At 63.8% G+C, this 25,519-nt stretch carries 25 protein-coding genes; 19 read left to right on the forward strand and 6 right to left on the reverse strand.

The genetic code is table 11. From position 1 onward, the window contains the following. Positions 1 to 283: 283 nt before the first annotated feature. The 4 genes from nikC to NKH52_RS01695 are packed head-to-tail and all read left to right on the forward strand — an operon-like array spanning position 284 to position 3,181. Positions 284 to 1,210 (forward strand): nickel transporter permease, encoded by a 927-nt coding sequence (nikC, locus tag NKH52_RS01680; RefSeq protein ID WP_352728979.1) that lies wholly within the window; start codon positions 284 to 286, stop codon positions 1,208 to 1,210. Continuing rightward, a complete protein-coding gene (locus tag NKH52_RS01685) occupies positions 1,207 to 2,052 on the forward strand; it encodes an ABC transporter ATP-binding protein (protein WP_352728977.1) in 846 nt (281 codons plus the stop codon). Before nikC ends, NKH52_RS01685 begins: the two co-directional genes overlap by 4 nt. After that, positions 2,049 to 2,798, forward strand: coding sequence for an ABC transporter ATP-binding protein (locus tag NKH52_RS01690; protein WP_352728975.1), 750 nt, complete (start codon positions 2,049 to 2,051; stop codon positions 2,796 to 2,798). The genes NKH52_RS01685 and NKH52_RS01690 overlap by 4 nt, the downstream gene beginning before the upstream one ends. A gap of 44 nt (positions 2,799 to 2,842) precedes the next feature. Further along, positions 2,843 to 3,181, forward strand: coding sequence for a hypothetical protein (locus NKH52_RS01695; protein ID WP_128304325.1), 339 nt, complete (start codon positions 2,843 to 2,845; stop codon positions 3,179 to 3,181). Positions 3,182 to 3,193: 12 nt separating this feature from the next. Here the strand turns inward: NKH52_RS01695 and NKH52_RS01700 are convergent, their stop codons facing one another. From NKH52_RS01700 to NKH52_RS01710, 3 genes are read right to left on the reverse strand one after another with little or no spacing between them, the layout of a single operon-like run. Beyond that, a complete protein-coding gene (locus NKH52_RS01700; protein ID WP_352673545.1) occupies positions 3,194 to 6,289 on the reverse strand; it encodes an efflux RND transporter permease subunit in 3,096 nt (1,031 codons plus the stop codon). Continuing rightward, entirely contained in the window at positions 6,286 to 7,365 is a 1,080-nt protein-coding gene (locus NKH52_RS01705; RefSeq protein ID WP_352728974.1) for an efflux RND transporter periplasmic adaptor subunit, read from the reverse strand. Before NKH52_RS01705 ends, NKH52_RS01700 begins: the two co-directional genes overlap by 4 nt. Beyond that, entirely contained in the window at positions 7,362 to 8,501 is a 1,140-nt protein-coding gene (locus NKH52_RS01710; RefSeq protein WP_352728972.1) for an efflux RND transporter periplasmic adaptor subunit, read from the reverse strand. The genes NKH52_RS01705 and NKH52_RS01710 overlap by 4 nt, the downstream gene beginning before the upstream one ends. Positions 8,502 to 8,745: 244 nt before the next feature. Between NKH52_RS01710 and NKH52_RS01715 the strand changes: the two genes are divergently transcribed. Then, on the forward strand, positions 8,746 to 10,023 hold the full coding sequence (locus NKH52_RS01715; protein ID WP_352728970.1) for a 4-aminobutyrate--2-oxoglutarate transaminase: 1,278 nt from the start codon (positions 8,746 to 8,748) through the stop codon (positions 10,021 to 10,023). 51 nt (positions 10,024 to 10,074) lie between these two features. Here the strand turns inward: NKH52_RS01715 and NKH52_RS01720 are convergent, their stop codons facing one another. From NKH52_RS01720 to NKH52_RS01730, 3 genes are read right to left on the reverse strand one after another with little or no spacing between them, the layout of a single operon-like run. Then, a complete protein-coding gene (locus tag NKH52_RS01720) occupies positions 10,075 to 10,401 on the reverse strand; it encodes a type II toxin-antitoxin system RelE/ParE family toxin (protein WP_352728968.1) in 327 nt (108 codons plus the stop codon). Between the two features lie 5 nt (positions 10,402 to 10,406). Further along, positions 10,407 to 10,637, reverse strand: a complete 231-nt coding sequence (locus tag NKH52_RS01725; protein ID WP_027061046.1) for a type II toxin-antitoxin system ParD family antitoxin — start codon at positions 10,635 to 10,637, stop codon at positions 10,407 to 10,409. Between the two features lie 36 nt (positions 10,638 to 10,673). Continuing rightward, complete coding sequence (locus NKH52_RS01730; RefSeq protein ID WP_352728965.1) at positions 10,674 to 11,927, reverse strand: NAD(P)/FAD-dependent oxidoreductase; 1,254 nt, start codon at positions 11,925 to 11,927, stop codon at positions 10,674 to 10,676. A 432-nt stretch (positions 11,928 to 12,359) separates the two neighbouring features. Between NKH52_RS01730 and NKH52_RS01735 the strand changes: the two genes are divergently transcribed. The 14 genes from NKH52_RS01735 (at position 12,360) to NKH52_RS01800 (ending at position 25,471) form a co-directional block, all read left to right on the forward strand. Beyond that, a complete protein-coding gene (locus tag NKH52_RS01735) occupies positions 12,360 to 13,649 on the forward strand; it encodes an imelysin family protein (RefSeq protein ID WP_352728964.1) in 1,290 nt (429 codons plus the stop codon). Positions 13,650 to 13,761: 112 nt separating this feature from the next. Then, positions 13,762 to 14,073, forward strand: a complete 312-nt coding sequence (locus tag NKH52_RS01740; RefSeq protein WP_023811421.1) for a (2Fe-2S)-binding protein — start codon at positions 13,762 to 13,764, stop codon at positions 14,071 to 14,073. Continuing rightward, on the forward strand, positions 14,039 to 14,524 hold the full coding sequence (gene bfr / locus NKH52_RS01745; RefSeq protein WP_013527914.1) for a bacterioferritin: 486 nt from the start codon (positions 14,039 to 14,041) through the stop codon (positions 14,522 to 14,524). Before NKH52_RS01740 ends, bfr begins: the two co-directional genes overlap by 35 nt. A 12-nt stretch (positions 14,525 to 14,536) precedes the next feature. Beyond that, positions 14,537 to 16,138, forward strand: coding sequence for a di-heme oxidoreductase family protein (locus NKH52_RS01750; RefSeq protein WP_352728962.1), 1,602 nt, complete (start codon positions 14,537 to 14,539; stop codon positions 16,136 to 16,138). Then, positions 16,138 to 17,217, forward strand: a complete 1,080-nt coding sequence (locus tag NKH52_RS01755) for an imelysin family protein (RefSeq protein WP_352728961.1) — start codon at positions 16,138 to 16,140, stop codon at positions 17,215 to 17,217. The genes NKH52_RS01750 and NKH52_RS01755 overlap by 1 nt, the downstream gene beginning before the upstream one ends. Positions 17,218 to 17,569: 352 nt before the next feature. Further along, entirely contained in the window at positions 17,570 to 18,673 is a 1,104-nt protein-coding gene (locus tag NKH52_RS01760) for a DUF1513 domain-containing protein (protein WP_352728959.1), read from the forward strand. A 97-nt stretch (positions 18,674 to 18,770) separates the two neighbouring features. Continuing rightward, the gene (tsaB, locus tag NKH52_RS01765; protein ID WP_352728957.1) at positions 18,771 to 19,448 is read left to right on the forward strand and encodes a tRNA (adenosine(37)-N6)-threonylcarbamoyltransferase complex dimerization subunit type 1 TsaB; all 678 of its coding nucleotides are present in this window, start codon (positions 18,771 to 18,773) and stop codon (positions 19,446 to 19,448) included. Next, on the forward strand, positions 19,449 to 19,943 hold the full coding sequence (gene rimI, locus NKH52_RS01770) for a ribosomal protein S18-alanine N-acetyltransferase (protein ID WP_024503455.1): 495 nt from the start codon (positions 19,449 to 19,451) through the stop codon (positions 19,941 to 19,943). It abuts the gene before it with no gap. A gap of 20 nt (positions 19,944 to 19,963) precedes the next feature. Beyond that, positions 19,964 to 20,764 (forward strand): lyso-ornithine lipid O-acyltransferase, encoded by an 801-nt coding sequence (olsA, locus tag NKH52_RS01775; RefSeq protein WP_352554676.1) that lies wholly within the window; start codon positions 19,964 to 19,966, stop codon positions 20,762 to 20,764. A gap of 74 nt (positions 20,765 to 20,838) precedes the next feature. Beyond that, positions 20,839 to 22,248, forward strand: coding sequence for a tRNA (N6-isopentenyl adenosine(37)-C2)-methylthiotransferase MiaB (gene miaB / locus NKH52_RS01780; RefSeq protein ID WP_352728955.1), 1,410 nt, complete (start codon positions 20,839 to 20,841; stop codon positions 22,246 to 22,248). 83 nt (positions 22,249 to 22,331) lie between these two features. Beyond that, complete coding sequence (locus NKH52_RS01785; protein WP_023758127.1) at positions 22,332 to 23,324, forward strand: PhoH family protein; 993 nt, start codon at positions 22,332 to 22,334, stop codon at positions 23,322 to 23,324. Between the two features lie 18 nt (positions 23,325 to 23,342). Further along, positions 23,343 to 23,843: an rRNA maturation RNase YbeY gene (ybeY, locus tag NKH52_RS01790; protein WP_352728953.1), complete on the forward strand. Its 501-nt coding sequence runs from the start codon at positions 23,343 to 23,345 to the stop codon at positions 23,841 to 23,843. A 28-nt stretch (positions 23,844 to 23,871) separates the two neighbouring features. Then, on the forward strand, positions 23,872 to 24,984 hold the full coding sequence (locus tag NKH52_RS01795; protein WP_352728951.1) for a hemolysin family protein: 1,113 nt from the start codon (positions 23,872 to 23,874) through the stop codon (positions 24,982 to 24,984). Between the two features lie 16 nt (positions 24,985 to 25,000). Continuing rightward, positions 25,001 to 25,471, forward strand: a complete 471-nt coding sequence (locus NKH52_RS01800) for a VOC family protein (RefSeq protein ID WP_352728949.1) — start codon at positions 25,001 to 25,003, stop codon at positions 25,469 to 25,471. Positions 25,472 to 25,519 lie beyond the last annotated feature (48 nt).

The raw sequence follows: 25,519 nt of genomic DNA on the forward strand, positions 1-25,519 counted from the left end.
TTTCGGGCCTAGAGCAGTTCACCGTTTCACGGAAGCGGCGACCCGCTCTAACCCCTTGTTTTTACGCAATTCCGGACGGAAAACCGTTTCACACTTTTCCTGGAATTGCTCCAGCTGCGGCCAATCACCCCCACCCCAGCCCTTCGGGCCATCTCTCCCCCTGCCCGGGGGAGAGGAAAAGCCGGTCGCACGCCTGGCGCCTTTCCTCTCCCCCGTCGAGCCGGAGAGAGGTGGTCTGCGATGCAGGCCGGAGTAGGGGTCGACAGCTCCAAGAGGCATCGTCATGACCGCCTCCGACGCCCGCCCTCTCTCCCGTCGCGACTGGCTGCTTAGCGAGCGGCCGGCCTCGCGCATGCAGGCAAGGCTCGGCCGCGCCTATGTGGCGTGGCGGCGCTTTTCCGCCAACCGTCTGGCCTTTCTCGGCCTGCTCATTATCATTGCCTTGCTGGTCGTTGCCGCCCTTGCCGGCGTGCTGGCACCTTATTCTCCGACGTTCGGCGACCTGAAGAACGCGCGCCTGCTGGCGCCGAGCGCCGAGCACTGGTTTGGCACCGACGATCTCGGCCGCGATATCCTGTCGCGCATCCTCTACGGCTCGCGCTGGACCCTTTATGTGGTCATCCTGGTCGCCATCATCGCGGCACCGATCGGCCTTCTGGTCGGCACGGTGGCCGGCTATGCCGGCGGCTGGACCGATGCCATCCTGATGCGCATCACCGACATCTTTCTCGCCTTTCCCAAGCTGATCCTGGCGCTGGCCTTTGTCGCAGCGCTTGGCCCCGGCATCGAGAATGCGGTGCTGGCCATCGCCATCACCTCATGGCCGCCCTACGCCCGCATCGCGCGGGCAGAAACGCTGACGGTGCGTAATTCCGATTACATCAAGGCGGTGCAGCTGATGGGCGCCTCGCCGTTCCGCATCGTGCTGCGCCATATCATGCCGCTTTGCATTTCGTCCCTGATCGTCAGGGTGACGCTCGACATGGCCGGTATCATCCTGACCGCCGCCGGGCTCGGTTTCCTCGGCCTCGGCGCGCAACCGCCGCTGCCGGAATGGGGCACGATGATCGCGTCGGGCCGCCGCTTCGTGCTCGACCAGTGGTGGGTGGCCGGTGCGCCGGGCTTCGCCATCCTCATCGTCAGCCTCGGTTTCAACCTGCTCGGCGACGGCCTGCGCGACGCGCTCGATCCTCGCAGTGGCGACCAATGAGCAGGGAAACGAAGACGCTGCTCGAGGTCGACGATCTGCGTGTCACCTTCCCGACCCGCACCGGGCTGATCGAGGCGGTGCGCGGCGTTTCCTTTTCGCTCGGCCGCGAAAGGCTCGGCATCGTCGGCGAGTCCGGCTCGGGAAAATCGCAGACTGGCCGCGCCATCATGGGCCTGACGCCGCCGCAGGCGCGGATATTGGCCAACAAGCTCACCTTCGACGGCATCGACCTGCTCAGAGTCTCGCCACGCGAACGCCGGGCGCTGCGCGGCAAGCGCGTCGCCATGATCCTGCAGGATCCGAAATACTCGCTCGACCCGGTGATGAGCATCGGCCGCCAGATCGTCGAGACGCTGCGCACGCATGAAAAGATCGGCAAGGCCGAGGCGCGCGACCGCGCGCTGGCGATGCTGGAAGCGGTGCAGATCCGCGACCCGGCCCGCGTCTTCGACCTGCATCCGCATGAAGTGTCCGGTGGCATGGGCCAGCGCGCCATGATCGCCATGATGCTGATCGCCGGTCCGGAAATGATGATCGCCGACGAGCCGACCTCGGCGCTCGACGTCACCGTGCAGCTTGATGTGCTCGGCATTCTCGACCGGCTGGTCAGTGAGCGCGGCATGGGGCTGATCTTCATCTCGCACGACCTGCGCCTGGTCTCATCCTTCTGCGACCGCGTCATCGTCATGTATGCCGGCAAGGTTGTCGAGCAGCTCAAGGCGTCCGAACTCGGCCATGCCCAGCATCCCTACACGCGCGGCTTGCTCAATTGCATGCCCAAGATCGGCGCCGACCGCCACCCGCTGCCGGTGCTCGACCGCAAGCCGGAGTGGGCGGCATGACTTCTGCGATTGCCGTCGACAGGCTGGAAGTGATCTTCGACCGTTTTCGCGCACTGAAGGGCGTCGGCCTCGACGTGCAACCGGGCGAATCCTTCGGCCTGGTCGGTGAATCCGGCTCCGGCAAATCGACGCTGCTGCGGGCCATCGCCGGTCTCGCGCCAGTCGCTTCGGGCAGCATCGCCGTCAATGGCAAGACGCTCGGCGCGCGCCGCGACAAGGCGTTCTACCGTGAAGTGCAGATGGTCTTCCAGGATCCGTACGGCTCGCTGCACCCGCGCCAGACCGTCGACCGTCTGCTGCAGGAGCCGCTTGCCATCCACGGCTTCGCCGATGGCGAAAAGCGCATCCAGCGGGCGCTCGACGAGGTCGGGCTGGGAAACGGCTTTCGCTTCCGCTATTCGCACCAACTATCGGGCGGCCAGCGCCAGCGCGTGGCGATTGCCCGTGCCCTGATCCTCGAACCTTCGATCCTGCTGCTCGACGAGCCGACCTCGGCGCTCGACGCCTCGGTGCAGGCGGAGGTGCTCAATCTGCTGGAAGAGATCCGCCGGCGGCGCAAGCTAACCTTCCTGATGGTCAGCCACGACCTCGCCATCATCACCCATATGTGCGAGCGGCTGATGGTGATGCAAAGCGGCGAGGCGGTGGAGAATCTGACGGCTAACGATCTTGTCGAGCGCCGCGTGACGAAGGACTATACGCGCAATCTGTTGCGGGCCAGCGATGGGTTTGTGAGAACCGCCTGAATTCGTCTTCCTGTGTGCAGAACCAACCGTCTTCAGGGATTCCGATGGAGGAATGGAAGTTTGCGGATCCGCCCAACCTCGCGGTGTTGTCGGACAAGAGCCTATTTAAACGTGGCGACTGGATCGCATACGTTGTGCATGAAGATGACGACGACGACAGCTACAACGACGAAGGTGGCAGTTGGCAATTCTACAGCAGCGACACTCGAGATTGGGATGAACGCGAGGTAATGCTCGTAGGCCTGCAAGAGGTGGTTCAACTGGATGAAACCATCGTGGAGTTGGCCGATTTGCCGAAAGGTTGGCATGCCTGGCGCACCTCAAAATCGTCGCCGTGGCAACGCGCCAAGTCACGCCCCGTACCCTCCAACGACAACGAATGACCCGGCAAAGCCTTAAGTCTGAGCTTGCACCGGTTCGCCGCTCTCCACGGGTAGCTCTTCCTGGGCTTTCGGCTCCTTGATCCTGAACCACGTCACATAAAGCGCTGGCAGGAACAGCAGCGTGATCGCCGTGCCGGCGATGATGCCGCCCATCATGGCATAGGCCATCGGGCCCCAGAACACTTCGCGCGCGATCGGGATCAGGGCGAGACTTGCGGCCGCCGCCGTCAGCGCGATTGGCCGCATGCGGTGTTCCGTCGCCTCGATGACGGCCGCCCAGCGGTCCTTGCCTTCCCGGACGAGATCCTCGATCTGCACGATCAGGATGACCGAGTTGCGGATCAGGATGCCGATCAGCGCCAGCACGCCGAGGATGGCGACGAAGCCGAGCGGCGCGCCGCTCGGCACCAGGGCGGCCACCACGCCGATCAGGCCCAGCGGCGCCACCGCCACCACCAGGAACAGGCGCTGGAAGCTCTGCAACTGCACCATCAGGATCGTCGCCATGACGAACAGCATCAACGGCACGACGGCGGCGATCGGTCCCTGGCTTTTAGCGCTTTCCTCGACCGAGCCGGCGGTGGCGATCGAATAGCCCGGCGGCAGCTTGGCGGTGAAGGCATCGACCGACGGCTTCAATTCGTTGACGACGGTGGCCGGCAGCACGTCGCCGACCAGTCCGGCGCGTACGGTGATGGTCGGGATGCGGTCGCGTCGCCACACCGTTGGCTGCTCCAGATCGTAGCGGAAGTTGGCGACGGCCGCGAGCGGGATCGCCTCGCCGGTACTGGTCGGCAGCTGCATGTTCTGCAACGTTTCGATCGAGCCGCGTTCGGACCCACGCGAGCGCGCCACGACATTGATCAGATAGGTGGCGTCGCGCACCTGCGTGATGGTGGCGCCGCCGACCGTACTGTTCAGCGCGCTGGCAATGTCGGAGGAGGTGATACCGAGCTGGCGTGCCTTGTCCTGCAGCACGTCGACCCTCAGCACACGCTGCGGCTCGTTCCAGTCGAAGGTCGGCGCGGCTAGCTTTGGATTGGCGGAGATGACACCGGCGAATTGCTGCGCCAGTTCGCGCACCGTCTGGATGTCGGGACCGCCGATGCGATACTGCACCGGGCGGCCGACCGGGGGCCCGAGTTCGAGCGGCTTGACGAACGCGTCGGTGCCGACGAACTCCTCGCGCAGCAGTTTTTCAAGCGCCGGCTTGACCCGGTTGCGGGCCGCGATGCTCTTGGTGACGATGACGGTCTGGCCGAAATAGGGGTTGGCCGGCTGCACGTCATAGGCGAGCACGAAACGCACCGCGCCCTGGCCGATATAGGACGAAAAATGGTCGATGTCGGGATTGCCGACCAGCGCCCGCTGCTCGAACCGCTCCATCTGGTCGCGCGTATCGGCGATCGAGGCATTCTGCGGCAGGTTCCAGTCGACGATCAGCTCCGGCCGGTCCGATGGCGGAAAGAACTGCTGCTGCACCAGCCCGAAGCCGGCGATCGAGCCGGCAAACAAAAGCACGGTGACGATGATGGTCAGCCAGTGATGGCGCACCGAGCCGACAAGCACGCGCCGGAAAAGCGAGGTGAAGCGGCCGGGCTGGTCGTGATGCTTGGTTTTCATCGTCGCCGGCAGGATGGTGACGCCGAGCAGTGGCGCAAACAGCACCGCCACGACCCATGACACCAGCAGCGAAACGGCGATGACCACGAACAGGGTGAAGGTATATTCGCCGGCGGCGCTGTTGTTGAGGCCGATCGGGATGAAGCCGGCGACCGTCACCAGCGTACCGGTCAGCATCGGAAAGGCGGTCGATGTGTAGACATAGGTCGCCGCCTTGCGCAGATTGTCGCCGACCTCCAGCCGCGCCACCATCATCTCGACCGCGATCATCGCGTCGTCGACCAGAAGCCCGAGCGCGATGATCAGCGCACCCAGGGAAATTCGCTGCAGCGAAATGCCGAGATAGGCCATGACCGTGAAGGTGATGGCCAGCACCAGCGGGATCGACAGCGCCACGACGAAGCCGGCGCGCATGCCGAGGCTGATGAACGACACCGCGAGCACGATGGCGACCGCCTCGAACAGCGCGCGCGTAAAGCCCGAGACGGCCTCCTCGACAATGACCGGCTGGTCGGCCACCAGATGCACGCCGACACCGACCGGCAGGTCGGCCAGCACCTTGTCCATCTCCTTGTGCAGCGCCTCGCCGAATTCGAGCAGGTTGGCGTTGGGTTTCATGCCGATGGCGAGCCCGATCGCGTCCTGGCCGTTGAAGCGGAATAGCGCCGTAGGTGGATCGACATAGCCGCGCGTGATCGTCGCCACGTCGCTGAGGCGGAAGAAGCGGTCATTGACGCGCAGATTGATGGCGCGCAGGCTGTCCTCGGAGGTGAACTGCCCGCCGACACGCACGCTGATGCGCTCCGGCCCGGACTGAATGACGCCGGACGGCGTAATCGCGTTCTGCGCCTGCAGGCTCGCCACGATCGCTTGCTGGTTGAGGCCGAGGGCGGCGATCTGGCGGGTCGAGAATTCGAGATAGATCGCCTCGTCCTGGGCGCCGACCAGGTCGACCTTGCCGGCATTGGGCACGGTCAGGATTTTTGTTCTGGCGTCCTCGACATAGTCGCGCAATTGGCGCGGCGTCAGCCCGTCCGATGTGAAGGCGTAGATGTTGCCATAGACGTCGCCGAAGCGGTCGTTGAAGAACGGTCCCTGCACCCCCTGCGGAAACTGCGCCCCGATGTCGTTGACCATGTTGCGCACCTGAATCCAGTTCGGCACGACATCGCGTGCCTTGGTGGTGTCCTTCAGGTTGACGAAGATGACGGTCTGGCCGGCCGTGGTGACAGACTTGGTGTAGTCGAGGCTGTCGAGTTCCTCGAGTTTCTTCTCGATACGGTCGGTCACCTGCTGCACGGTTTCCTTGACCGAGGCGCCCGGCCAGTTGGCCTGGATGATCATCGTCTTGATGGTGAAGTTGGGGTCTTCTTCACGGCCGAGATTGAGGTAGGAGAACACGCCAGCCACGACGAAGACCAGCATGAAATACCAGACCATGGAGCGGTGGTTGAGCGCCCAGTCGGAGAGATTGAAGCCTTTCATGAGGCCCCTCCCTCGGGCACTGTCACCTTCTGGCCTTCGCTCAGGCTGTGGACGCCCGCCGTGACAACACGCATGCCGGCCTCCAGCCCCTCGGCCACCGTGAAGGTGCCGCCATTCTTCGACGCGACCTTTATGTCGCGTGCGTTCACGCTGGATGTCTGCGGGTCGACGATCCACACTTTCGCGGAACCGTTCTTTTCGAACAGCGCCGACATCGGCAGTTCGATCGTCGGTGCCACCTTGGTCACGCGGGTCGCCGTCACCGTCGAGCCGAGCCGGAAGGCCTGTGGCGGATCCGTGAGCGTCAGCTTGACGCGCCGCGTGCGGGTCGAGCCCTCGGATTGCGGTGCGATCTCGCGCAGCTTGGCCCCGGTCTGGATCGTCGGCAGCGACTGCAGGATCACCTGGAAGGGCGTGCCGGCCTCAAGATCACCGGTCAATTGATCGGGAATGTCGACCACCGCCTCGCGCAGGTCCGAACGCGCCACGGTGACGACGGTCTGGCCGGGCGAGACCGTCTGGCCAACTTCGGCGCCGACCGCGGTGACGACACCGTCGAAATCAGAGAACAGCCTAGCATAGCCGAGCTGCTCCTGCGATTTGGCAAGCGAAGCCTTGGCCCGCTCGACACCTGCCTCCGCAGCTTTGCGCGCCTGCTGCGCGGCATCGAAGACAGCTTGCGTGGCGTTGGCCGAGGCGAGCAACTGGCGCTGCCGTTCCTCGCTGGCGGCGGCGTTGGCGAGCTGCGCCTCGGCATTGGACAGTTCCGCCTTGGCCGCCTGGAGGCCCAACTCCAGCGCGGTCGGATCGAGTGCCGCTATCGTCGTGCCCTTGCTGACGATGTCGCCGACCTGGACGTCGCGCGAGACGACCCGGCCAAGCAGGCGGAAGGCCAGGTCGGCGCTGACCTGCGGTTCGACGGATCCGGCAAAACCGAAGATTTGCGTGGTGCGCGGCTCGATCACCATCGACAGCACCGGTCGGATGATCTCGGGCGGCTTTTCCTCCGACTTGGAGCAGGATGCCAGCGCGCCGAGCATGAGCACGCCGAGCAGGATGCGTGGCGTTCGGCTCATTGGCCCGCTCCCGATATCTCGATCGTCTGTCCAGGGCTGAGCAGCTGTCCTCCAGCGGTGACGACGCTCTGGCCCGCGTCCAGCCCCTTGGCGATCACGACCGTGCCCGAATTGAACGCCAGCACTTCGACCGGCGCCATCGTCACCGCCTTGGTCGAGGGATCGACGATCCAGACCGCCGGCTTGCCGCCGCTGGACGTCAGCGCCTGCCAAGGCAGCAGGATCGCCTTCGCCGGCTTGGCGCTTACCGAGCCGATGACGGCTGCCCCCAGCGGCATGCCGGCGGGCGTGTCGGGAATGGCGACCTTGACCCGGATCGAGCCCGAAGCCGGGTCGACCGCAGGCGAGATTTCGCGGACCTTGCCCGTCGCCCTGACCTGCGGATCGGACAACAGCGTGATCGTTACCGCAGGCGATGCCGGTGTCCTGGCGATCAGCGTCTCCTGCACGTTGAATACCGCGTCGCGGTCACCGTCCTCGGCGACGGTGAAGACGGTTTGCGCGGCTTGCACCACTTGGCCGGTTTCGACTTGGCGGGCGGTAATCACGCCGGCGGCACCGGCCTTGAGCTCGGTGAAGGACAGGTTTTGCTGGGCGTTGGAGAAAGCGCTCTGCGCGGCATCGACGCTGCCTTGTGCCACCTTCAGGGCCTGGTCCGCGGCGTCATAATCGCGCCTGGTGGTGAAACCCTGGGCGAGCAGCGTCTTCTGCCGTTCGAAGGCGGCGGCGGACTGGGTTAATTGCGCCTGTGCCGCGTCGAGATCGGCTTGCGCCGAGCGCAAATCGGATTCCTGCTCCTGCGGATCGATCCGGGCAAGCACCGTGCCTTGATCGACATGCTGGCCGACATCGACAAACCGTTCGGCGACGCGACCGCCGACCCGGAACGACAGATTGTTCAGCGTACGCGCCGCGATCACCCCGGTCAGCGAGGTCCTTGGCGAATAGTCGGCCATCGCCACCGTTTCGGTGCGCACCATGATCTGCAGTTTCTTGTCCACCGCTTCCTGCTTCTGGCAGCCGACCAAAAGCAGCGCAGCCGTGCAGGCGATAAGCGCCGGGGCGGCTGGAAAAGACAAAAGACCGGGAGCTTGGACCGATGGCTGCGAGACGGGCGAAGTCACGTTCCTGCTCATGGGCTCCCCCGGCCGCGGGCAGCTCGCTGAGCGCGATGCCTCGTGGACATCCAGAGGATAGTCGATCCCCGGGAAAAGGAAACCGGTCTCGTACGTGTATCGCCTGACTGGTTAAGCGCCGGGATCTGCCCACCGCAGGCCCAATCGCCTGCCGATGGTGCCGACTTGAGGAAAACGTGAAATAAGGTCAGAAGACGTCTCAACGGCATCAAACAGGACGGGCGCCGGCCCGGTGAGGGATACGATGAAGAATTCAGCCATTTCCGAACGCAAGAACCAATCGATTTCCCGCGGTGTCGGCATGACCACGCAGATCTATGCCGACCGGGCTGAAAATTCGGAAATCTGGGATGTCGAGGGGCGTCGCTATATCGATTTCTCGTCGGGCATCGCCGTCGTCAACACCGGGCATCGCCATCCCAGGGTGATCGAAGCGGTCAAGGCACAACTCGACCGCTTCACCCACACCTGCCACCAGGTGGTGCCCTATGAGAGCTATGTGCGCCTGGCCGAACGGCTGAACGGCATCCTGCCCGGCAAGTTCGAGAAGAAGACGATCTTCGTCACCACCGGCGCCGAGGCGGTCGAGAACGCCATCAAGATCGCCCGCAATGCCACCGGCCGTCCGGCGGTCATCGCCTTTGCCGGCGGCTTCCATGGCCGCACCTTCATGGGTATGGCGCTGACCGGCAAGGTCGTGCCCTACAAGGTCGGCTTCGGCGCCATGCCGGGCGACGTCTACCATGCGCCGTTCCCGGTGCCGCTGCATGGCGTATCGGTCGCCGATTCGCTGGCGGCACTTGACCGGCTGTTCAAGGCCGATGTCGACCCGGCCCGCGTCGCAGCCATCATCATCGAGCCGGTTCAGGGCGAGGGCGGCTTCTACGAGGCGCCGCGTGACTTCCTGGTTGCGCTGCGCAAGCTTTGCGACCAGCACGGCATGCTGCTGATCGCCGACGAAGTGCAGACCGGCTTTGCCCGCACCGGCAAGATGTTTGCGATGGATCACCATGAGGTGGCGGCCGACATCACCACCATGGCCAAGAGCCTTGCCGGCGGTTTCCCGCTGGCGGCGGTCACCGGCCGTGCCGAAATCATGGATGCGCCCGGCCCCGGCGGGCTCGGCGGCACCTATGGCGGCAGCCCGATCGGCGTTGCCGCCGCGCACGCCGTGCTCGACGTGATCGATGACGAAAAGCTGTGCGACCGCGCCAACACGCTGGGCGCAAGGCTGAAGCAGCGGCTGCAGTCGATCCGCGACGACGTGCCCGAGATCGTCGACATCAGAGGCCTCGGCTTCATGAACGCGGTCGAGTTCAACGACGTCAAGAAGGGCCTGCCGTCGGCCGAGATCGCCAATGCGATCCGGTTGAAGGCGCTCGACAAGGGCCTGATCCTGCTGACCTGCGGTGTCTACGGCAACGTCATCCGCTTCCTGGCGCCGATCACCATCCAGGACGAAGTCATGAACGAAGCACTCGACATCCTGGAAAGCTCGATCCGCGAAGTTTGCGCCGCCTGATCGGCGGCGCCCATTTCTCCTGACGGCCTACGCGAGCGGGTGAACGTGCCGTCAGGAGCTTGGATTCTGTAACCAGGCTGGAATGTCCATCTTGGCGTGCAGGACCCGCCACACATCGATATGGTCGATCTGCTCAAGATAGAAAAGCAGGTATGGGTAGCGCTTGAGTTGCACGCTACGCAGCCCAGGCAATCCGATTTCATAACCATATCTGAGAGAGCCCGATGCCGGATGGCTGGCTATCAGTTTGTAGGCGTTTTGAAGGTCCTCGACATAGCCCAACGCCATATGCGAACCAACTTCGCGTGCATAATAATCAACGGCGTCCTCGATATCCCGCAGAGCAAGGCTTCGAGGAATAATTGCCTTCGTGGCCACTTAATTTATTGGCCCTGCGCTCGTTTTCGAAGCGCGGCGAAATAGTCATCGTCTACGGGAGCCCCCGGCGCGGATGATGCGCCCTCGAGGAGCAAACCGCGCAGAAGTTGACGATCCTGATCGTGGCGGATCAATTCACGCACATACTCGCTGCTCGTGCCATAGCCGCGATCCGTCACTTGCTGATCGACAAAATGCTTCAAGCTGTCGGGCAGTGAGATATTCATGGTGCTCATTCATGCATTTTATTGCGTATGGCAAAAATTGGCAACCTACGCACTGGCCTTGACTGGCTCCATGTTCTGAAATGCCGCCAGTGCCGCTTTCAACCCCTCGGGGCCAGCCGCGATCGTTTCCGGCGTCGGCGAGAAGCCGGCGCCGAGCATCTTGCGGCCAAGCATGTGGTCGCCGGGGCGGTTGACCGATTCGATGCCGAGCAGCCGGTCGCCGGCATAGTGGTAGATCGAGAATTTGTTTTCGGGCAGGTCGCCCAGCACGACATGGCTGTCGCCGCCGGCGGTCAGGCCGACCATCTGCAATTTCATGTCGCCGATGTCCGACCAGAACCATGGCACCGCCGAATAGGCGTCGGTGTGGCCTGATATCGTGCGCGTGGCAAGCCGGGCCTGGTCGGTGGCGTTCTGCACCGATTCCAGCCGCACGTCGCCGCCGGTGAACCAGTGACGGTAGGAGGCAACATCGCCAATGGCGAGAATCTCCGGCATCGACGTGCGCATCTGATGATCGACGCGGATGCCGTTGGCGATGCTGAGGCCGGCCGCCTGCGCCAGTTCTACATTCGGCACGGCACCAACGCCGACGATGACCATGCGCGCCGGCAGCCTTTCGCATGACGAGGTGATGGCGGCAGTGACACGACCGTTTTCGCCTTCGAGCCTTGCAATCGAAGTGCCGGTGAGGATGCGCACGCCTGTCGCTTCCAGCCGTTGCCGGACGTGGCTCGCCACCACCGGCGCCACGGCGCGGCCGAGTAGCCGGTCGACGGCCTCCACCACTGTCACCGTGCGGCCGGTGGCCCGCAGTGTGGCTGCTATCTCCAGCCCGATGAAACCGCCGCCGAGGATGACGATTTCGTCGCTTTGCGCGCTGAGGTCGCGGATCAGCCGCGCATCGGCCAGCGAGCGCAGCGACAGCACACCGGACAGGTCGGCACCGGGCAGCGGCAGCGTGCGCGGGCGCGAGCCTGTCGCCAGGATCAGGTGGTCAAAGGCCAGCGAACCACCGCCGGCAATATCCAAACTGCGGCGTCCGGCATCGATCCGATCGATCCTGACGCCAGGCCGGTAATCGATGGCGCTGCCGGTGTAAAAGGCCTCGCCGCGCAAGGGCTGCGGCTTGGCCTCGGCATCCTTGATGAAAGTCTTCGACAGCGGCGGCTTGTGATAGGGAAGTTCGTCCTCATCCCCGACGAGGATCACCAGCCCGTCATAGCCGTCCTCGCGCAGACTTGCGGCCGCTTGCACGCCCGCATGACCCGCGCCGACAATGACCACACCGTTCTTCATCGCACTCAATCCCGATTCTACCCTAGGATGTTCCGCCAGATGGCAATTGTCTGGCACCGCTGCAAGCGAGCTTTTGCGGGTCGCATCCGGGATGGCGGCTGTCAATCGTGCAGTTCAACGGCAAGACCGGTGCAGGAAATGCATAAAGTTGACATTCGCAGTTTAGAATAATTCTAAACTGTTGTTTCAATTGACTTTTCCTACGGATTGTCATTGACATTCGACGATGTCGCAGCTTTATGGAAGCTCACGCGTCAGCGCATCCCTTTAATGTCTGGGCCTTGAACCCTTTCGATTGGAGGCATTTTGGTGTCTTTCTTCCGCGAACCGCGCGCTAGCGCGGCATCTCTTGCGCCCAATGGCCCGCAGATGGCCTGGCGCCGGTTGCTGTGCGCGCCGTTTACAGAATTTCCGAGAAACTGGAGAGTGATTATGACAGCACGATATGGCAGCAGGCTTGCGGCGATCGGCGCCACTGCCCTGCTGACGGCGGCGGTATTCGTGTTGCCGGCAAAGGCCGAAACCGATGCAAAGGCCGTCATCAAGACCTATTCCGACATCGCGCTCGCCAAATATGAGGATTCGCTGACCACCGCGCAGGCGCTCGACAAGGCGGTCGACGCGCTGCTCGCCACGCCATCGGTGGAAACCCTCAACGCTGCCCGTGACGCCTGGAAGGCATCGCGCGTTCCCTACCAGCAGACCGAGGTCTACCGCTTCGGCAACAAGATCGTCGACGACTGGGAAGGCAAGGTGAATTCCTGGCCGCTGGATGAAGGCTTGATCGACTACGTCGCCAAGAGCTACGGCACCGAATCGGACGCGAACGCGCTCTACACGGCCAATGTGATCGCCAACAAGAAGATCGAGATCAACGGCAAGAAGGTCGATGCATCGAAGCTTTCGCCGGAATTCCTCTCCGGCACGCTACAGGGAGCCGGCGGCATCGAGGCCAATGTAGCCACCGGCTATCACGCCATCGAATTCCTGCTCTGGGGCCAGGACCTGCATGGCACCGGCCCGGGTGCCGGCGAGCGCCCCTTTACCGACTACGACCTCAAGAACTGCACCGGCGGCAATTGCGACCGCCGCGCCCAGTATCTGAAATCGGCCAGCGACCTTCTGGTTTCGGATCTTCAGGAGATGGTCGGCAACTGGAAGGAAGACGGCGGCGCCCGCAAGGCTCTTGTCGATGGCGAGCCGAACACGGCTATCTCGACGATCTTCACCGGCATGGGCTCGCTGTCCTACGGCGAACTGGCCGGCGAGCGCATGAAGCTCGGCCTGTTGCTGCATGATCCGGAAGAGGAGCACGATTGCTTCTCCGACAACACCTACAATTCGCATCTCTACGACGCCATCGGCATTCGCGCGGCCTATCATGCGAGCTACACGCGTCTCGACGGCACCGTCGTTTCGGGTCCCTCGGTAGCTGATATGGTGAAGGCGGCCGATCCGACGATCGACAAGGAACTGTCTGACAAGCTCGATGTTTCGGTCGCCAAGATGGAGGCGATCAAGGCGCGTGCACTGGCCGGCGAGGCCTATGACCAGCAGATCGCCGAGGGCAACATTGAGGGCAACGCCACCGTGCAGGCGGCGATCGATGCGCTGATCGATCAGACCAAGTCGATTGAGCGCGCCGTCGGCTCGCTGAAGCTCAGCACCATCGCCTTCGAAGGGTCCGATAGCCTCGATGCGCCGGACAAGGTGTTCAAGTAAGGGTCGAAAGACAGGAGACTGATCCGGAGGCGAAAACCGGCTCTGGAACGGCCTCCGCTAGAAAATCAAGCCACACGGCGCGGGAGACGCCGTCAGCCAGCCGAGCAAGCCAATGCTGATTTGTCATTGCAATATCATCACCGAGAAGGAGATCGAGCAGACGATCGTCGGGCTGCTGGACCAGGATCCCTGGCAGCTGATCGTGCCGGCGAAGATCTATCATGCCATGCAAAAGCGCGGTCGCTGTTGCGGCTGCTTCCCAAATGTGGTGGAAACGATCATTCGGGTCACCGAAAATTACCACGCCCGCTCGGAGGCGAGCGGCGTGGATGTCGTTTCACACCTGGATCGCGTCAGAGGCCTGCGCGTCCAATACGGGAGCAGAATTCATGAAAGGCGATCCGCAGATCATCGAGCGGCTTAACGAGGCTCTTTTTCTGGAACTCGGGGCCGTCAATCAGTACTGGGTGCATTTCCGTCTGCTGGAGGACTGGGGATACGCCAAGCTGGCAAAGAAGGAGCGGGCGGAATCGATCGAGGAGATGCACCATGCCGACAAGCTCGTCGCCCGTATCATCTTCCTCGAAGGCCATCCGAACCTGCAATCCGTAGCGCCGCTGCGCATCGGACAGAACGTCAAGGAAGTGCTCGAATCCGACCTTGCCGGCGAATATGACGCGCGTACCGCCTACAAGCGCTCACGCGAAATCTGCAACGACGCCGGCGACTATGTGACGATGAAGCTGTTCGAGGAATTGCTGGCCGATGAGGAGGGTCACATCGACTTTCTCGAGACGCAGCTCGACCTGCTTGCCTCGATCGGCGAGGAGAAATACGGCCAGCTCAACGCCGCATCGGCGGACGAGGCGGAGTAAGGGCATGCGGGAATGCGGCGCCTGCTAGAATTCGTGCGCCGCTCGCGGCGGGCCGACGGCTCGCCGCTCCCTGAGAAGACGCCGGCCGGATTGGCGCGTCGGCGCTGTGTCGTGCTCGTGTTTGCGCTTGCCTCTTCGGCGATGGCCGGTGATCTTCAGCCGGCCGGGCTCGCCACCACGCGCACCGACCTCAATGCGAAGGATCAGGCGCGCGTCATCGCCGTCACCAGGCCGACCATGGATTTTTCCAGGCCAGAGCAGTTCGAACTGATGCAAGGTGGCGCCGGCACGTCCCGAAAGGACGTCAGCCGCGATTCCTTCTCGCAATCCTCGGCCAACATCACCTTCGAGGAAGAGGGCGACTTCAAGCTCGGCAATGCCCTTTTCCGCAAGAACTGGGTGTCGTCGCCATCCTCGACGCAGGCTTCGGACGGGCTCGGCCCGCTGTTCAACGAACGTGCCTGCCAGAACTGCCATCTGAAGGATGGCCGCGGCCGCCCGCCGCAAGGCGACGCCGGCACGACCTCGATGTTCCTGCGGCTGGCACGGGAGGCCAGCAACGCGGAAGAGAGGGCAGCGATTGCCGAACACAAGGTGCTCAACTTCCCCGACCCGGTCTACGGCACGCAATTGCAGGAGCTCGCCGTACCCGGTCTGCGCGGCGAAGGTGGGATGCATGTCGACTACCAGGAACGTAAGGCGGAGCTGACGGACGGCACCGTGATTTCCTTGCGCAAACCGAGCTATTCGGTCGTCGACCCTGCCTATGGACCACTCGACCCGCGCACCACGCTGTCGCCGCGACTGACGCCGCCAATGATCGGCCTGGGCCTGATCGAACAGATCGCGCCGGCTGATATTCTCGCCCACGCCGATCCGGACGACAGGGACGGCGACGGCATTTCCGGCAGGCCGAACATCGTGCGCGATAGCTTGAGCGGGGAACTGACGCTCGGCCGCTTCGGCTGGAAGGCGCAGACCGCGTCGATCCGCCAGCAGGCAGCGGATGCCTTTGCCGGCGACATCGGCATCTCGACGCCCGAAGAGCCGAAGCATTGGGGCGATTGCACTGCTGCGGAGGCAAAATGCATCGCCATGCCGAACGGCGTGCAGCAGCGCCTTGGCCCGGTCGAGGCGCCGCCGCCGGTGATGGATCTCGTCACCTTCTATTCGCAGAACTTGGCCGTGCCGGCGCGCCGCGACCTCGACACGCCGCAGGTGCTCATTGGCAAGAAAATCTTCTACGAGATCGGCTGCATCGCCTGCCATACGCCGAAATTCGTCACCCGTCGCGGCACGCCCCACAAGGCGCAGGCCTTCCAACTGATCTGGCCCTATTCCGACTTTCTGCTGCACGACATGGGGCCTGATCTGGCCGACGGCCAGGCTGTGGGAGATGCGACGGGCAATGAATGGCGCACGCCGCCGCTGTGGGGCATCGGCCTGACCGAGACGGTCAACGGCAATTCCTTCTTCCTGCATGACGGGCGTGCGCGCAGCCTGACCGAGGCGATCCTGTGGCATGGCGGCGAGGCACAGAAAGCGCGCGACCGCTTTGCCGCAGCCAATGCGGCCGACCGCAATGCGCTGCTCAAATTCCTGGAGTCACTGTGATGTTCAAGCGTTCTGCATTGTTTCTCGTTCTTCCGCTGGCTCTGCTGGGCGTTGTCCCTGCGTCGGCGGCGGTCAAAGCCTCCGATATCATCCAGCGCGCGATCGATGGCTTCGTCCGCCCGGCCTATGCCGGCCTGCACGAGCATGCGGAAGCCTTGACCGGATCCATGCGCGAGCTGTGCGTCACGCCCTCGCAAGGAGAACTCGATGCCGCACGCGCCGAATTCTCCGCCACCGTCTATGCCTGGTCGTCAGCCGAAATCATCGGCTTCGGACCGATCAAGGAGAACAACCGGCTGGAACGCATGCTGTTCTGGCCGGATCGCAAGAGCATCGGCCTGAAACAGGTACAGGCGGCGCTGTCCGCCAAGGATCCGACCGCGACCGATCCGGCACAACTGGCCGGCAAGAGCGTTGCCATGCAGGGGCTGGGCGCGCTCGAATTCGTTCTTTACGGCGACGGCGCCGATGCACTTGCCGGCAAGGATGATCCCTACCGCTGCGCTTATGGCACTGCTGTTGCCGGCAACATCGAAACCATGGCCGGCGAGGTCAGCGCCGCCTGGAACAAGCCGGGCGGCTTTGCCGCCCTTTGGGCCAATCCGGGGCCGCAGAACCCGCTCTACCGCGACGGCAATGAAGCGGTGACCGAACTGGTCGGCGTCTTCATCAATGAGCTGGAAATGGTCCGCGACGTGCGCCTGAAAGGGTTTTTCGGTGGCAAGCCGGATGCGGACAAGCCGAAACAGGCAATCTACTGGCGCTCGCAAAACACCACCGCGTCACTGGCCGGCAATCTCTCCGGCATCGATACGCTGTTCCAGGCCTCGAAACTTGGTGACGCTCTGCCGGCCGATGCGCGCTGGATGGCCGAATCGATCCATATCCAGCTGGTCAACGGTGTCGCCACCGCCAAGGCGGTCAGTGGTCCAATCGACAAGACGCTTGCCGATCCGGCGCTGCGCGACAAGCTCGATCATTTCGCGCTGATCACCTCCAGCCTGTCGACCTTGATCGGCACCAGGTTGACCGCCGAATTCGGCCTGACCGCAGGCTTCTCCTCGCTGGATGGGGACTGAGCATGACCTTGAGATTGGCCGAAACGCCCATAGCTTCGTCATCCTGGGGCGAAGCAAGGAGCGAAGCGACGCAGCGCAGACCCCGGGATCCATGCCGCGACTTCAAAGCGCTGCCGCGGTCCAGAATTTTGCTCCGTTGCACCCGACGGTCAAGGTCACGGCATGGATCCTCGGGTCTCCGCGACGGAGCTTCGCTCCTGCTCCGCCCGTGGATGACGAAGTTCCGGAGGCTTCGGCTAACTTCCAATGTCTGCGATGGGTCATTCCAAGAATCGGTAGGTGCCAAGCGTCAGCTCCGATCCGTAATAATCACCGTGTCCTGGAGCGAGCCAGTGCAGGGGAGGATAGTCTCTTGAAAACCTCCCTCATCGATCGCCGCGATTTCCTGAGGGCTGCGGGTATCGGCTTTGCCGCGGCGATGGCGCCGTCGGCCTGGGCAAAGACGCTTGCGGCCGACGCCGTCTTCGCCACGGCTTTCGTCAAACGCGACGGCAGCTTTGGCGCTGCCGTCCTGTCCGAGGCCGGCAAGGTCCTGCATGCGATCGACCTGCCCGATCGCGGCCACGATGTCACCTTCGATCCCATATCGAAACGCTCGGTGGTCTTCGCGCGTCAGCCCGGCACCTTCGCCGTGGTTTTCGATCACTCGGGCCGTGACGCGCCGCTGACGATCGCCAGCATCGCCGGCCGGCATTTCTTCGGCCATGGCGTGTTTTCGGCCGACGGTGCGCTGCTCTATGCCACCGAAAACGACTTCGACAACGCCGCCGGCGTCGTCGGCGTCTACGATGCGCGGGCGAAATTCAGCCGTGTTGGCGAATTCCCGACCTATGGCATGGGTCCGCACGAGCTTCTGCTCCTGGGCGATGGCAGGACGATTGCGGTTGCCAATGGCGGCATCGAGACCCATCCGGATTACGGCCGTGCCGAGCTCAACATCGCGACCATGAAGCCGTCCTATGTGCTGATAGACCGCGTTACCGGCGATCTGATCGAGAAGCACGAATTGCCGGCGGCACTGCATCAGCTGTCGATCCGCCACATGGACACCGATCGGTCCGGAAGCGTCTGGTTCGGCTGCCAGTACAGGGGGCTGGGCACCGATCGTCCGTTGCTGGTCGGTCGCGCCGCGCGCGGCAAGGATCTGCACTTGCTCGACATGCCGCAGGACGTTTTGTCCGGCTTCCGCAACTACATAGGCTCGGTCGCCGCCAATCGGGCTGCCGGAACCGTCGCCGTTTCCTCGCCGGAAGGCAACTCGCTTGTCGTGATCGATGCGGCCAGCGGCCGGGTCGTTGCGAACAGCGCGTTGGTCGAGGTCTGCGGCGTGGCGCCCGATGGAACCGGCTTCATGGCCACCACCGGCGCCGGCGAGATCGTCGAGGGCAGCGGCGCGACACGCTCCGAACCGGACTATGTCTGGGACAACCACATGCTGCGCATCGAGCAGGTCTGATCGCTCGCCAGCCGGAGCGAAGCCGTTTAACAAATTATCCCCTTGCGGTGGCGGGCCGTGGCGGGCACAGGGGATTGTTTTTCGAACCGGTTGCCTCATGAAATTGCTTGCCATCGACTGTGCCGCCAACCTCTGCGCCGCTAGCGTCTATGACGCGGCGGCGAAGCAGGAGCTTGGCCGCTCGGTGCTCGATCTCGGCAAGGGCCATGCCGAGCAGCTGATGGCGGTCATCGCCGAAGCGCTGGAGGCAAGCGCAACCGACTATGCGGGTCTTGGCGCCATTGCTGTCTCCGTCGGCCCCGGTTCCTTCACCGGTCTGCGGGTCGGCGTCTCGACCGCGCGTGGCCTGGCGCTGGCGCTGAAGATACCGGCGATCGGGGTGACGACCCTGGAGGCGCTGGCCGCCGAAGCAGCAGCCGCATTTCCCGGTCGCGCCGTGCTGGCGGCGCTCGATGCCGGCCGTGAGGAGATCCACGCGGCCTTTTACGACGAAACGTCAGCCTTGGCTTACGGTCCGGCCGTGGCCACGCTGGCTGACGTGGTGGCCATGGCGATGGAAACGTCTCCGGTGCTTGCCGGCACCGCGGCAGCGCTCATCAGCGCATCGGCCGGGCGCGAATTTGATGTCGGCCCTCGGACGGCCACCGCCGACATTGTCACCTACGCCCGCCTGGCTGCCGCCAAGGGCGCAGGCGAACGGCCGAAACCACTCTATATGCGCGGCGCCGACGCCAAGCCGCAGGCTGGCTTTATTCTATCAAGGCAAGAAAGATAAATGCGCATACCTTTTCTCCAACCACGCCGCAGGGACTACGCGCTCGAGCCGCTGAGGATCGCCGACAGTCCGGCGGTCTCGCTGCTGCATCGCGAGGACTTTGTCCGCCCCTGGACCGATGGCGAATTCGCCGCCCTGCTCGAACAGGACACCGTATTCGGCTATGCCGCGCGCGAAACCGGACAGGGCTCCAAGCCGCCCGTCGGCTTCGTGCTGGCGAGGCTTGCGGCAGGCGAGGGCGAGATCCTGACCGTCGCGGTGGCGCGATCGCATCGTCGCCAGGGGTTGGGCTGGCAATTGATGGACGCGGTGTTGCGCGAACTGCACGCGCAGCGCGCCGAAGCGCTGTTCCTCGAGGTCGACGAGACCAATGTCGCGGCGATCGCGCTTTATCGTCGGCTGGGCTTCCGTGAGGTCGGCAAGCGGCCGAATTACTACAGATCGGCCGAACACGGACCGACCGGCGCGCTTGTCATGCGCCGCGATCTTCGCTAGCGAGACGGCCGGATGGGGCGATGATCAAGAAAATCAGGATTCTCCTGGCGCTGGGCCTCGTTGTCGCCGGTTCGCTGGTCCTCGTGCCGTTACAGATCCTGTCGATGAAGACTGGCTGGTGGCCGGAAACCTTCATCCTCAAGGTCTGGCACAGGCTGATCGTCAGGGCGCTCGGCATGCGCATCCATGTCAAGGGAGCGCTGTCCGACAAGCGCCCGCTGCTGGTTGCGTCCAATCACATCTCCTGGACCGACATCATGGTGCTCGGCTCTTTTGCCGACGTAAAGTTCATCGCCAGGGCGGATATGGAGGGCTGGCCGCTGATCGGCATGCTGTCGAAGCTGCAGCGCACCGTGTTCATCGAGCGCGAGCGCAAGCGATCGTCGGGCGACCAGGCAAGCGAGATTGCCAGCCGCATGGCCAAGGGCGATGCGATGGTGCTGTTTGCCGAGGGCTCGACCGGCGACGGCAATATGGTCCTGCCGTTCAAGAGCACGCTGTTCGGCGCCGCCTCGATGGCGATTTCCGAAGGCGCGGCGGAACAGGTGTTCATCCAGCCGGTGGCGATCGCCTATACGCGTCTGCACGGCGTGCCGCTCGGCCGCCGGCATCGCCCGCTTGCCGCCTGGATCGGCGATGAGGATTTGATGCCGCATCTCAAGGTATTGCTCGCTGAGGGCGCGCTCGACGTCGAGGTGCATTTCGGCGAGGCAATCGCCTTTTCCAAGGGTTCGAACCGCAAGGAGACGTCGAAACTGATGGAAAGCCAGGTGCGTGAGATGATGCAGGCGGCGCTTGCCGACCCGCGGCCGAGCCGGTAGCTCCGGCACGCCCTTGCTGGCGCGGGCCGAGAATCGTCTGTTTTTTGTCACGGAAAGGCGTTAGAAGCCGCCTTATGGACTTGAACACGATAGAAAGCGACGACATCGGCACTACGGCTGGACAGCCGGCGGTGCTTCCCGCGGCAGCGAGAAAAGTCTTCATCAAGACCTATGGCTGCCAGATGAACGTCTATGATTCACAGCGTATGGCCGATGCGCTGGCTGCCGACGGCTATTCCGCGACCGATGCCATTGGCGAGGCGGACCTGGTGCTGCTAAACACCTGTCATATCAGGGAGAAGGCTGCCGAAAAGGTCTATTCCGAGCTCGGCCGTATCCGCGACATGAAAGCCGAGCGTGCCCTGGCCGGCCGTGAGATGCTGGTCGGCGTCGCCGGCTGCGTGGCGCAGGCTGAAGGCGCCGAGATCATCCGCCGTTCGCCGGCCGTCGACCTGGTCATCGGTCCGCAGACCTATCACCGGCTCCCGGACGTGCTGGCGCGGGTGCGCGGCGGCGAAAAGATCGTCGAGACCGACTACGCCATCGAGGACAAGTTCGAGCATCTGCCGCAGCCCAGGCGCGCCGAGGTCATCAAGCGCGGCGTCACCGCCTTCCTCACCGTGCAGGAAGGCTGCGACAAGTTCTGCACCTTCTGCGTTGTGCCCTACACAAGGGGCTCCGAAGTCTCCCGGCCGGTGGCGCAGATTGTCGCGGAGGCTGAGCGCCTGGCCGAAGCCGGCGTGCGCGAAGTGACGCTGCTTGGCCAGAACGTCAATGCCTGGCATGGCCGGGGCGAGAACGGCGAAGAATGGGGCCTTGGCCGCCTGCTGTTCAGGCTGGCCGAAATCCCCGGGCTGGCGCGTCTGCGCTACACCACCAGCCACCCGCGCGACATGGATGACGAGCTGATAGCGGCCCATCGCGATCTGCCGTCGTTGATGCCCTATCTGCATCTGCCGGTGCAATCAGGCTCCGACCGCATCCTCAAGGCGATGAATCGCCGGCACACGGCGAGGGATTACCTGGCGCTGCTCGACCGTATCCGTGCCGCGCGGCCGGATATCGCGCTTTCCGGCGACTTCATCGTCGGCTTCCCCGGCGAGACAGAAGCGGATTTCGAGGCGACCATGGAACTGGTGCGCCAGGTGAATTACGCCTCGGCCTTTTCGTTTAAATATTCGCCGCGTCCCGGCACGCCAGGCGCCGAAATGCCCGACCATGTGCCGGAAACGGTCAAGGACGAGCGCTTGCAGAGACTGCAGGCTCTGCTTGTGAAGCAGCAGCAGGATTTCGGTTTGAGCCTCGTCGGCACCACCATCGACACGCTGATCGAGAAGCCCGGCCGTCAGGCCGGCCAGAAGGTTGGCCGCTCGCCTTGGCTGCAGCCGGTTATTGTTGATGAAAAGGCCGGCGAAATCGGTGACATTATCCAGGTGCGAATCACGAAGACGGGCTACAACAGCCTGTTCGCCGAATTGGCCTGAGGGTCTCGGCAGATGAGGAGAGACGGTTGAGCGCAGCAGAGCTGAAGAACCTGCCCCCGGTACCGGCATCTGGGGCTTCTGACATGGCGCACATCGTTCTGACTTTCGACAACAACAAGCTTGCCAGCGCCCTTTATGGTCAGTTCGACGAAAACCTCGCCAGGCTGGAGCAGAAGCTTGGCGTCGACATCCGCTCACGCGGCAACCAGCTGACCATCAAGGGCTCGGCATCGGCCGCCGAGCAGGCGCGCCGCGCCCTGGACAACCTCTACGGCATTCTCCAGAAGGGCGTCGATATCGGCCAGTCCGACGTCGACGGCGCCGTGCGCATGGCCATTGCCGCCGATGATCAGCTGACCCTGCCGACGCTGGAGCGCAAGGGCAAGGTTTCCGCCGCCCAGATCGCCACCCGCAAGAAGACGATCTATGCCCGTTCACTTAACCAGGACGCCTATATGCGGGCGCTGGAACGGTCGGAACTGGTGTTCGGCATCGGCCCGGCCGGCACCGGCAAGACCTATCTGGCGGTGGCGCATGCGGCGATGCTGCTCGAGCGCGGCATGGTCGAGCGCATCATTCTCTCGCGGCCTGCGGTCGAGGCCGGCGAACGGCTGGGCTTCCTGCCCGGCGACATGAAGGAGAAGGTCGATCCCTATCTGCGGCCGCTCTATGACGCGCTCTACGACATGATGCCCGCCGACAAGGTCGAGCGCGCCATTGCCGCCGAAGTGATCGAGATCGCGCCGCTCGCCTTCATGCGCGGCCGCACGCTGGCGCATGCCGCCGTCATCCTCGACGAGGCGCAGAACACCACGCCGATGCAGATGAAGATGTTCCTGACGCGTCTGGGCGAAAACTCGCGCATGATCGTCACCGGCGACCCGACCCAGATCGACCTTCCCTCGAACACCAAATCGGGCCTGGTCGAAGCCTTGCGGGTGCTGGACGGCGTGGCGGGCGCGGTCACCGTGCGCTTCAACGACGGCGATGTGGTCCGCCATCCACTGGTGGCGGAAATCGTCAGGGCCTACGACCGGGACGCCAAGCTGGCGCGCGGCCTCGGCGCCGAGAATTGATGTTGACGATGCGGCTTCATGCCTGAGGACATAATATCCGGCGACGGGAATGTTCCCGTCGACATCGACATATCGGTTGAGGCGGGCAACTGGCCCGACGAGGTGAGCCTGACACGGCTGGTCGATGGCGCCGTTAAGGCGGCTTTTGCCGAAACCGGCGTGGCGGGCCGTTCCGAACTCAGCCTCGTTTTTACCGACGACGCCCATGTCCAACTCCTCAATGCCGGCTGGCGCGGCAAGGACAAGCCGACCAACGTCTTGTCTTTTCAGGCTTTTCCGTTTGCGCAAGGCGGTCCGTTGCCGCCGATGCTGGGCGACATCGTGCTGGCCGCCGAAACGGTCGCCCATGAAGCGGCACTGGAAGACAAGCCGGTCGAGAACCATATCACCCATCTCGTCATCCACGGCCTGCTGCATTTGCTGGGCTACGATCACGAGACCGAGGCCGAGGCCGAGGCGATGGAAGCCGTCGAACGCGCGGCGCTTGCAAGGCTTGCCATTCCCGACCCCTACGCGTAACTACATCTGACCAATTGACCGGACGACGATGAACGACAAACCAGAGACTGCCGCCCGCCCCGACGCCGGCAGTGCGACCAAGGCTTCCGACACGTCGGAAGAGGGATCAAGTCCGAGTACCGTTACCTCTGGCGCTAGCAGTACATCCGCTGCTGCCGGCACCGGCAGCGCTGCCGGCGAGACATCGCCTGCCGGTCCCTCCCTGTTCGACCGCGTTCTGGGCCTGTTCAGGCAACGCAACGGAACCAGCCTGCGTGAGGAAATTGCCGGCGCGCTTGCCGAGACGACGAGCGATGCCGGCGCCTTTTCGCCCGGCGAACGCGCCATGCTCAACAACATCCTGCGGCTGCGCGAAGTGCGCGTCGAGGACGTCATGGTACCGCGCGCCGACATTCAGGGGGTCGAAATCACGACGACGCTCGGCGATCTCCTGGGCACTTTCGAACAATCCGGCCATTCCCGCATGCCGGTCTATTCCGAGACGCTCGATGATCCGCGCGGCATGGTCCATATCCGTGACGTGCTGGCCCACATCACCAAGATCGCGCGCGTCAAGAAGGGCCGCACGACCAGGAAAACGCCTGCCGCCACGGTACTCGACCTCGCCCAGGTCGATCTTGCGCGCACCATTGGCGACCTCAATCTGATCCGCCCGGTGCTGTTCGTGCCGCCGTCGATGCTTGCCTCCGACCTAATGGGCCGCATGCAGACGACGCGCACCCAGATGGCGCTGGTCATCGACGAATATGGCGGCACCGACGGCCTCGCCTCGCTGGAAGACATCGTCGAGATGGTGGTCGGCGACATCGAGGACGAGCATGACGACGACGAGCCGATGATCACCCAGAGCGGCGACGGCGTGTTCATCGTCGACGGCAAGGCCGAGATCGACGACGTCGCCAAGATGATCGGCGGGGATTTCGCCGCCGGCGAACATGGCGAATATGTCGACACGATCGGCGGCATGATCTTCAACACGCTTGGCCGCGTTCCGGCCCGCGGCGAGGTGGTGCAGGCCATACCCGGCTTCGAGTTCCACGTCCTCGATGCCGATCCGCGCCGCGTCAAGCGCGTGCGCATCGTGCAGAGCCAGAAGGGTGAGCGCCGCCGGCGCGCCACCGCGCGCACCGAACAGGCGTAAGCGTTACGCTCGCCCGATGACTGTCGACGACCCGTTCAAGCATCCAAGTCTGGGTTCCGGTGTTTTCTATAAGGACCCTCGTGCCGCGCTGGACTGGCTGGAAGCAGCCTTCGGCTTCGCGCGCAGCATGGTGGTCAGCGATGCCGAGGGAAAACTCGTCCATGCAGAGATGCGATTCGGCGACAGCTACATCATCGTCGATTCCGAATGGAGCGATTATGTTGCCAGCCCGGCTTCGGTCTTGGGCAAGAACACGCAGTCGATCTATGTCAGGCTGAAGCGCGGCCTGGATGCGCATTGCGAGAAGGCGCGGGCTGCCGAGGCTGATATAATCCAGGAGCCGGCGGATCAGTTCTACGGCGAGCGCCAGTATCGTGCACGCGACCCCGAGGGCCATGTCTGGACCTTCACACAGACCATTCGTTCGGTTCCGCGCGAGGAGGCCGAGCGGCTGGGCGGCGTTCAAATCGAGGGTTGGCACCGGTAGGGCAGAGCCGAAGCTGTGCATCTCAGCCAGCCCATCCGCCGTTTGGAG

Source organism: Mesorhizobium sp. M1066, assembly GCF_040318635.1.
GTDB lineage: Bacteria > Pseudomonadota > Alphaproteobacteria > Rhizobiales > Rhizobiaceae > Mesorhizobium.

Bases quoted from the DNA above. Each gene is read 5' to 3' on its own strand.
- nikC (WP_352728979.1), top strand. From the start codon at position 284: ATGACCGCCTCCGACGCCCGCCCTCTCTCCCGTCGCGACTGGCTGCTT.
- NKH52_RS01685 (WP_352728977.1), top strand. From the start codon at position 1,207: ATGAGCAGGGAAACGAAGACGCTGCTCGAGGTCGACGATCTGCGTGTC.
- NKH52_RS01690 (WP_352728975.1), top strand. From the start codon at position 2,049: ATGACTTCTGCGATTGCCGTCGACAGGCTGGAAGTGATCTTCGACCGT.
- NKH52_RS01695 (WP_128304325.1), top strand. From the start codon at position 2,843: ATGGAGGAATGGAAGTTTGCGGATCCGCCCAACCTCGCGGTGTTGTCG.
- NKH52_RS01700 (WP_352673545.1), bottom strand. From the start codon at position 6,289: ATGAAAGGCTTCAATCTCTCCGACTGGGCGCTCAACCACCGCTCCATG.
- NKH52_RS01705 (WP_352728974.1), bottom strand. From the start codon at position 7,365: ATGAGCCGAACGCCACGCATCCTGCTCGGCGTGCTCATGCTCGGCGCG.
- NKH52_RS01710 (WP_352728972.1), bottom strand. From the start codon at position 8,501: ATGAGCAGGAACGTGACTTCGCCCGTCTCGCAGCCATCGGTCCAAGCT.
- NKH52_RS01715 (WP_352728970.1), top strand. From the start codon at position 8,746: ATGAAGAATTCAGCCATTTCCGAACGCAAGAACCAATCGATTTCCCGC.
- NKH52_RS01725 (WP_027061046.1), bottom strand. From the start codon at position 10,637: ATGAGCACCATGAATATCTCACTGCCCGACAGCTTGAAGCATTTTGTC.
- NKH52_RS01730 (WP_352728965.1), bottom strand. From the start codon at position 11,927: ATGAAGAACGGTGTGGTCATTGTCGGCGCGGGTCATGCGGGCGTGCAA.
- NKH52_RS01735 (WP_352728964.1), top strand. From the start codon at position 12,360: ATGACAGCACGATATGGCAGCAGGCTTGCGGCGATCGGCGCCACTGCC.
- NKH52_RS01740 (WP_023811421.1), top strand. From the start codon at position 13,762: ATGCTGATTTGTCATTGCAATATCATCACCGAGAAGGAGATCGAGCAG.
- bfr (WP_013527914.1), top strand. From the start codon at position 14,039: ATGAAAGGCGATCCGCAGATCATCGAGCGGCTTAACGAGGCTCTTTTT.
- NKH52_RS01750 (WP_352728962.1), top strand. From the start codon at position 14,537: ATGCGGCGCCTGCTAGAATTCGTGCGCCGCTCGCGGCGGGCCGACGGC.
- NKH52_RS01755 (WP_352728961.1), top strand. From the start codon at position 16,138: ATGTTCAAGCGTTCTGCATTGTTTCTCGTTCTTCCGCTGGCTCTGCTG.
- tsaB (WP_352728957.1), top strand. From the start codon at position 18,771: ATGAAATTGCTTGCCATCGACTGTGCCGCCAACCTCTGCGCCGCTAGC.
- rimI (WP_024503455.1), top strand. From the start codon at position 19,449: ATGCGCATACCTTTTCTCCAACCACGCCGCAGGGACTACGCGCTCGAG.
- olsA (WP_352554676.1), top strand. From the start codon at position 19,964: ATGATCAAGAAAATCAGGATTCTCCTGGCGCTGGGCCTCGTTGTCGCC.
- miaB (WP_352728955.1), top strand. From the start codon at position 20,839: ATGGACTTGAACACGATAGAAAGCGACGACATCGGCACTACGGCTGGA.
- NKH52_RS01785 (WP_023758127.1), top strand. From the start codon at position 22,332: ATGGCGCACATCGTTCTGACTTTCGACAACAACAAGCTTGCCAGCGCC.
- ybeY (WP_352728953.1), top strand. From the start codon at position 23,343: ATGCCTGAGGACATAATATCCGGCGACGGGAATGTTCCCGTCGACATC.
- NKH52_RS01795 (WP_352728951.1), top strand. From the start codon at position 23,872: ATGAACGACAAACCAGAGACTGCCGCCCGCCCCGACGCCGGCAGTGCG.
- NKH52_RS01800 (WP_352728949.1), top strand. From the start codon at position 25,001: ATGACTGTCGACGACCCGTTCAAGCATCCAAGTCTGGGTTCCGGTGTT.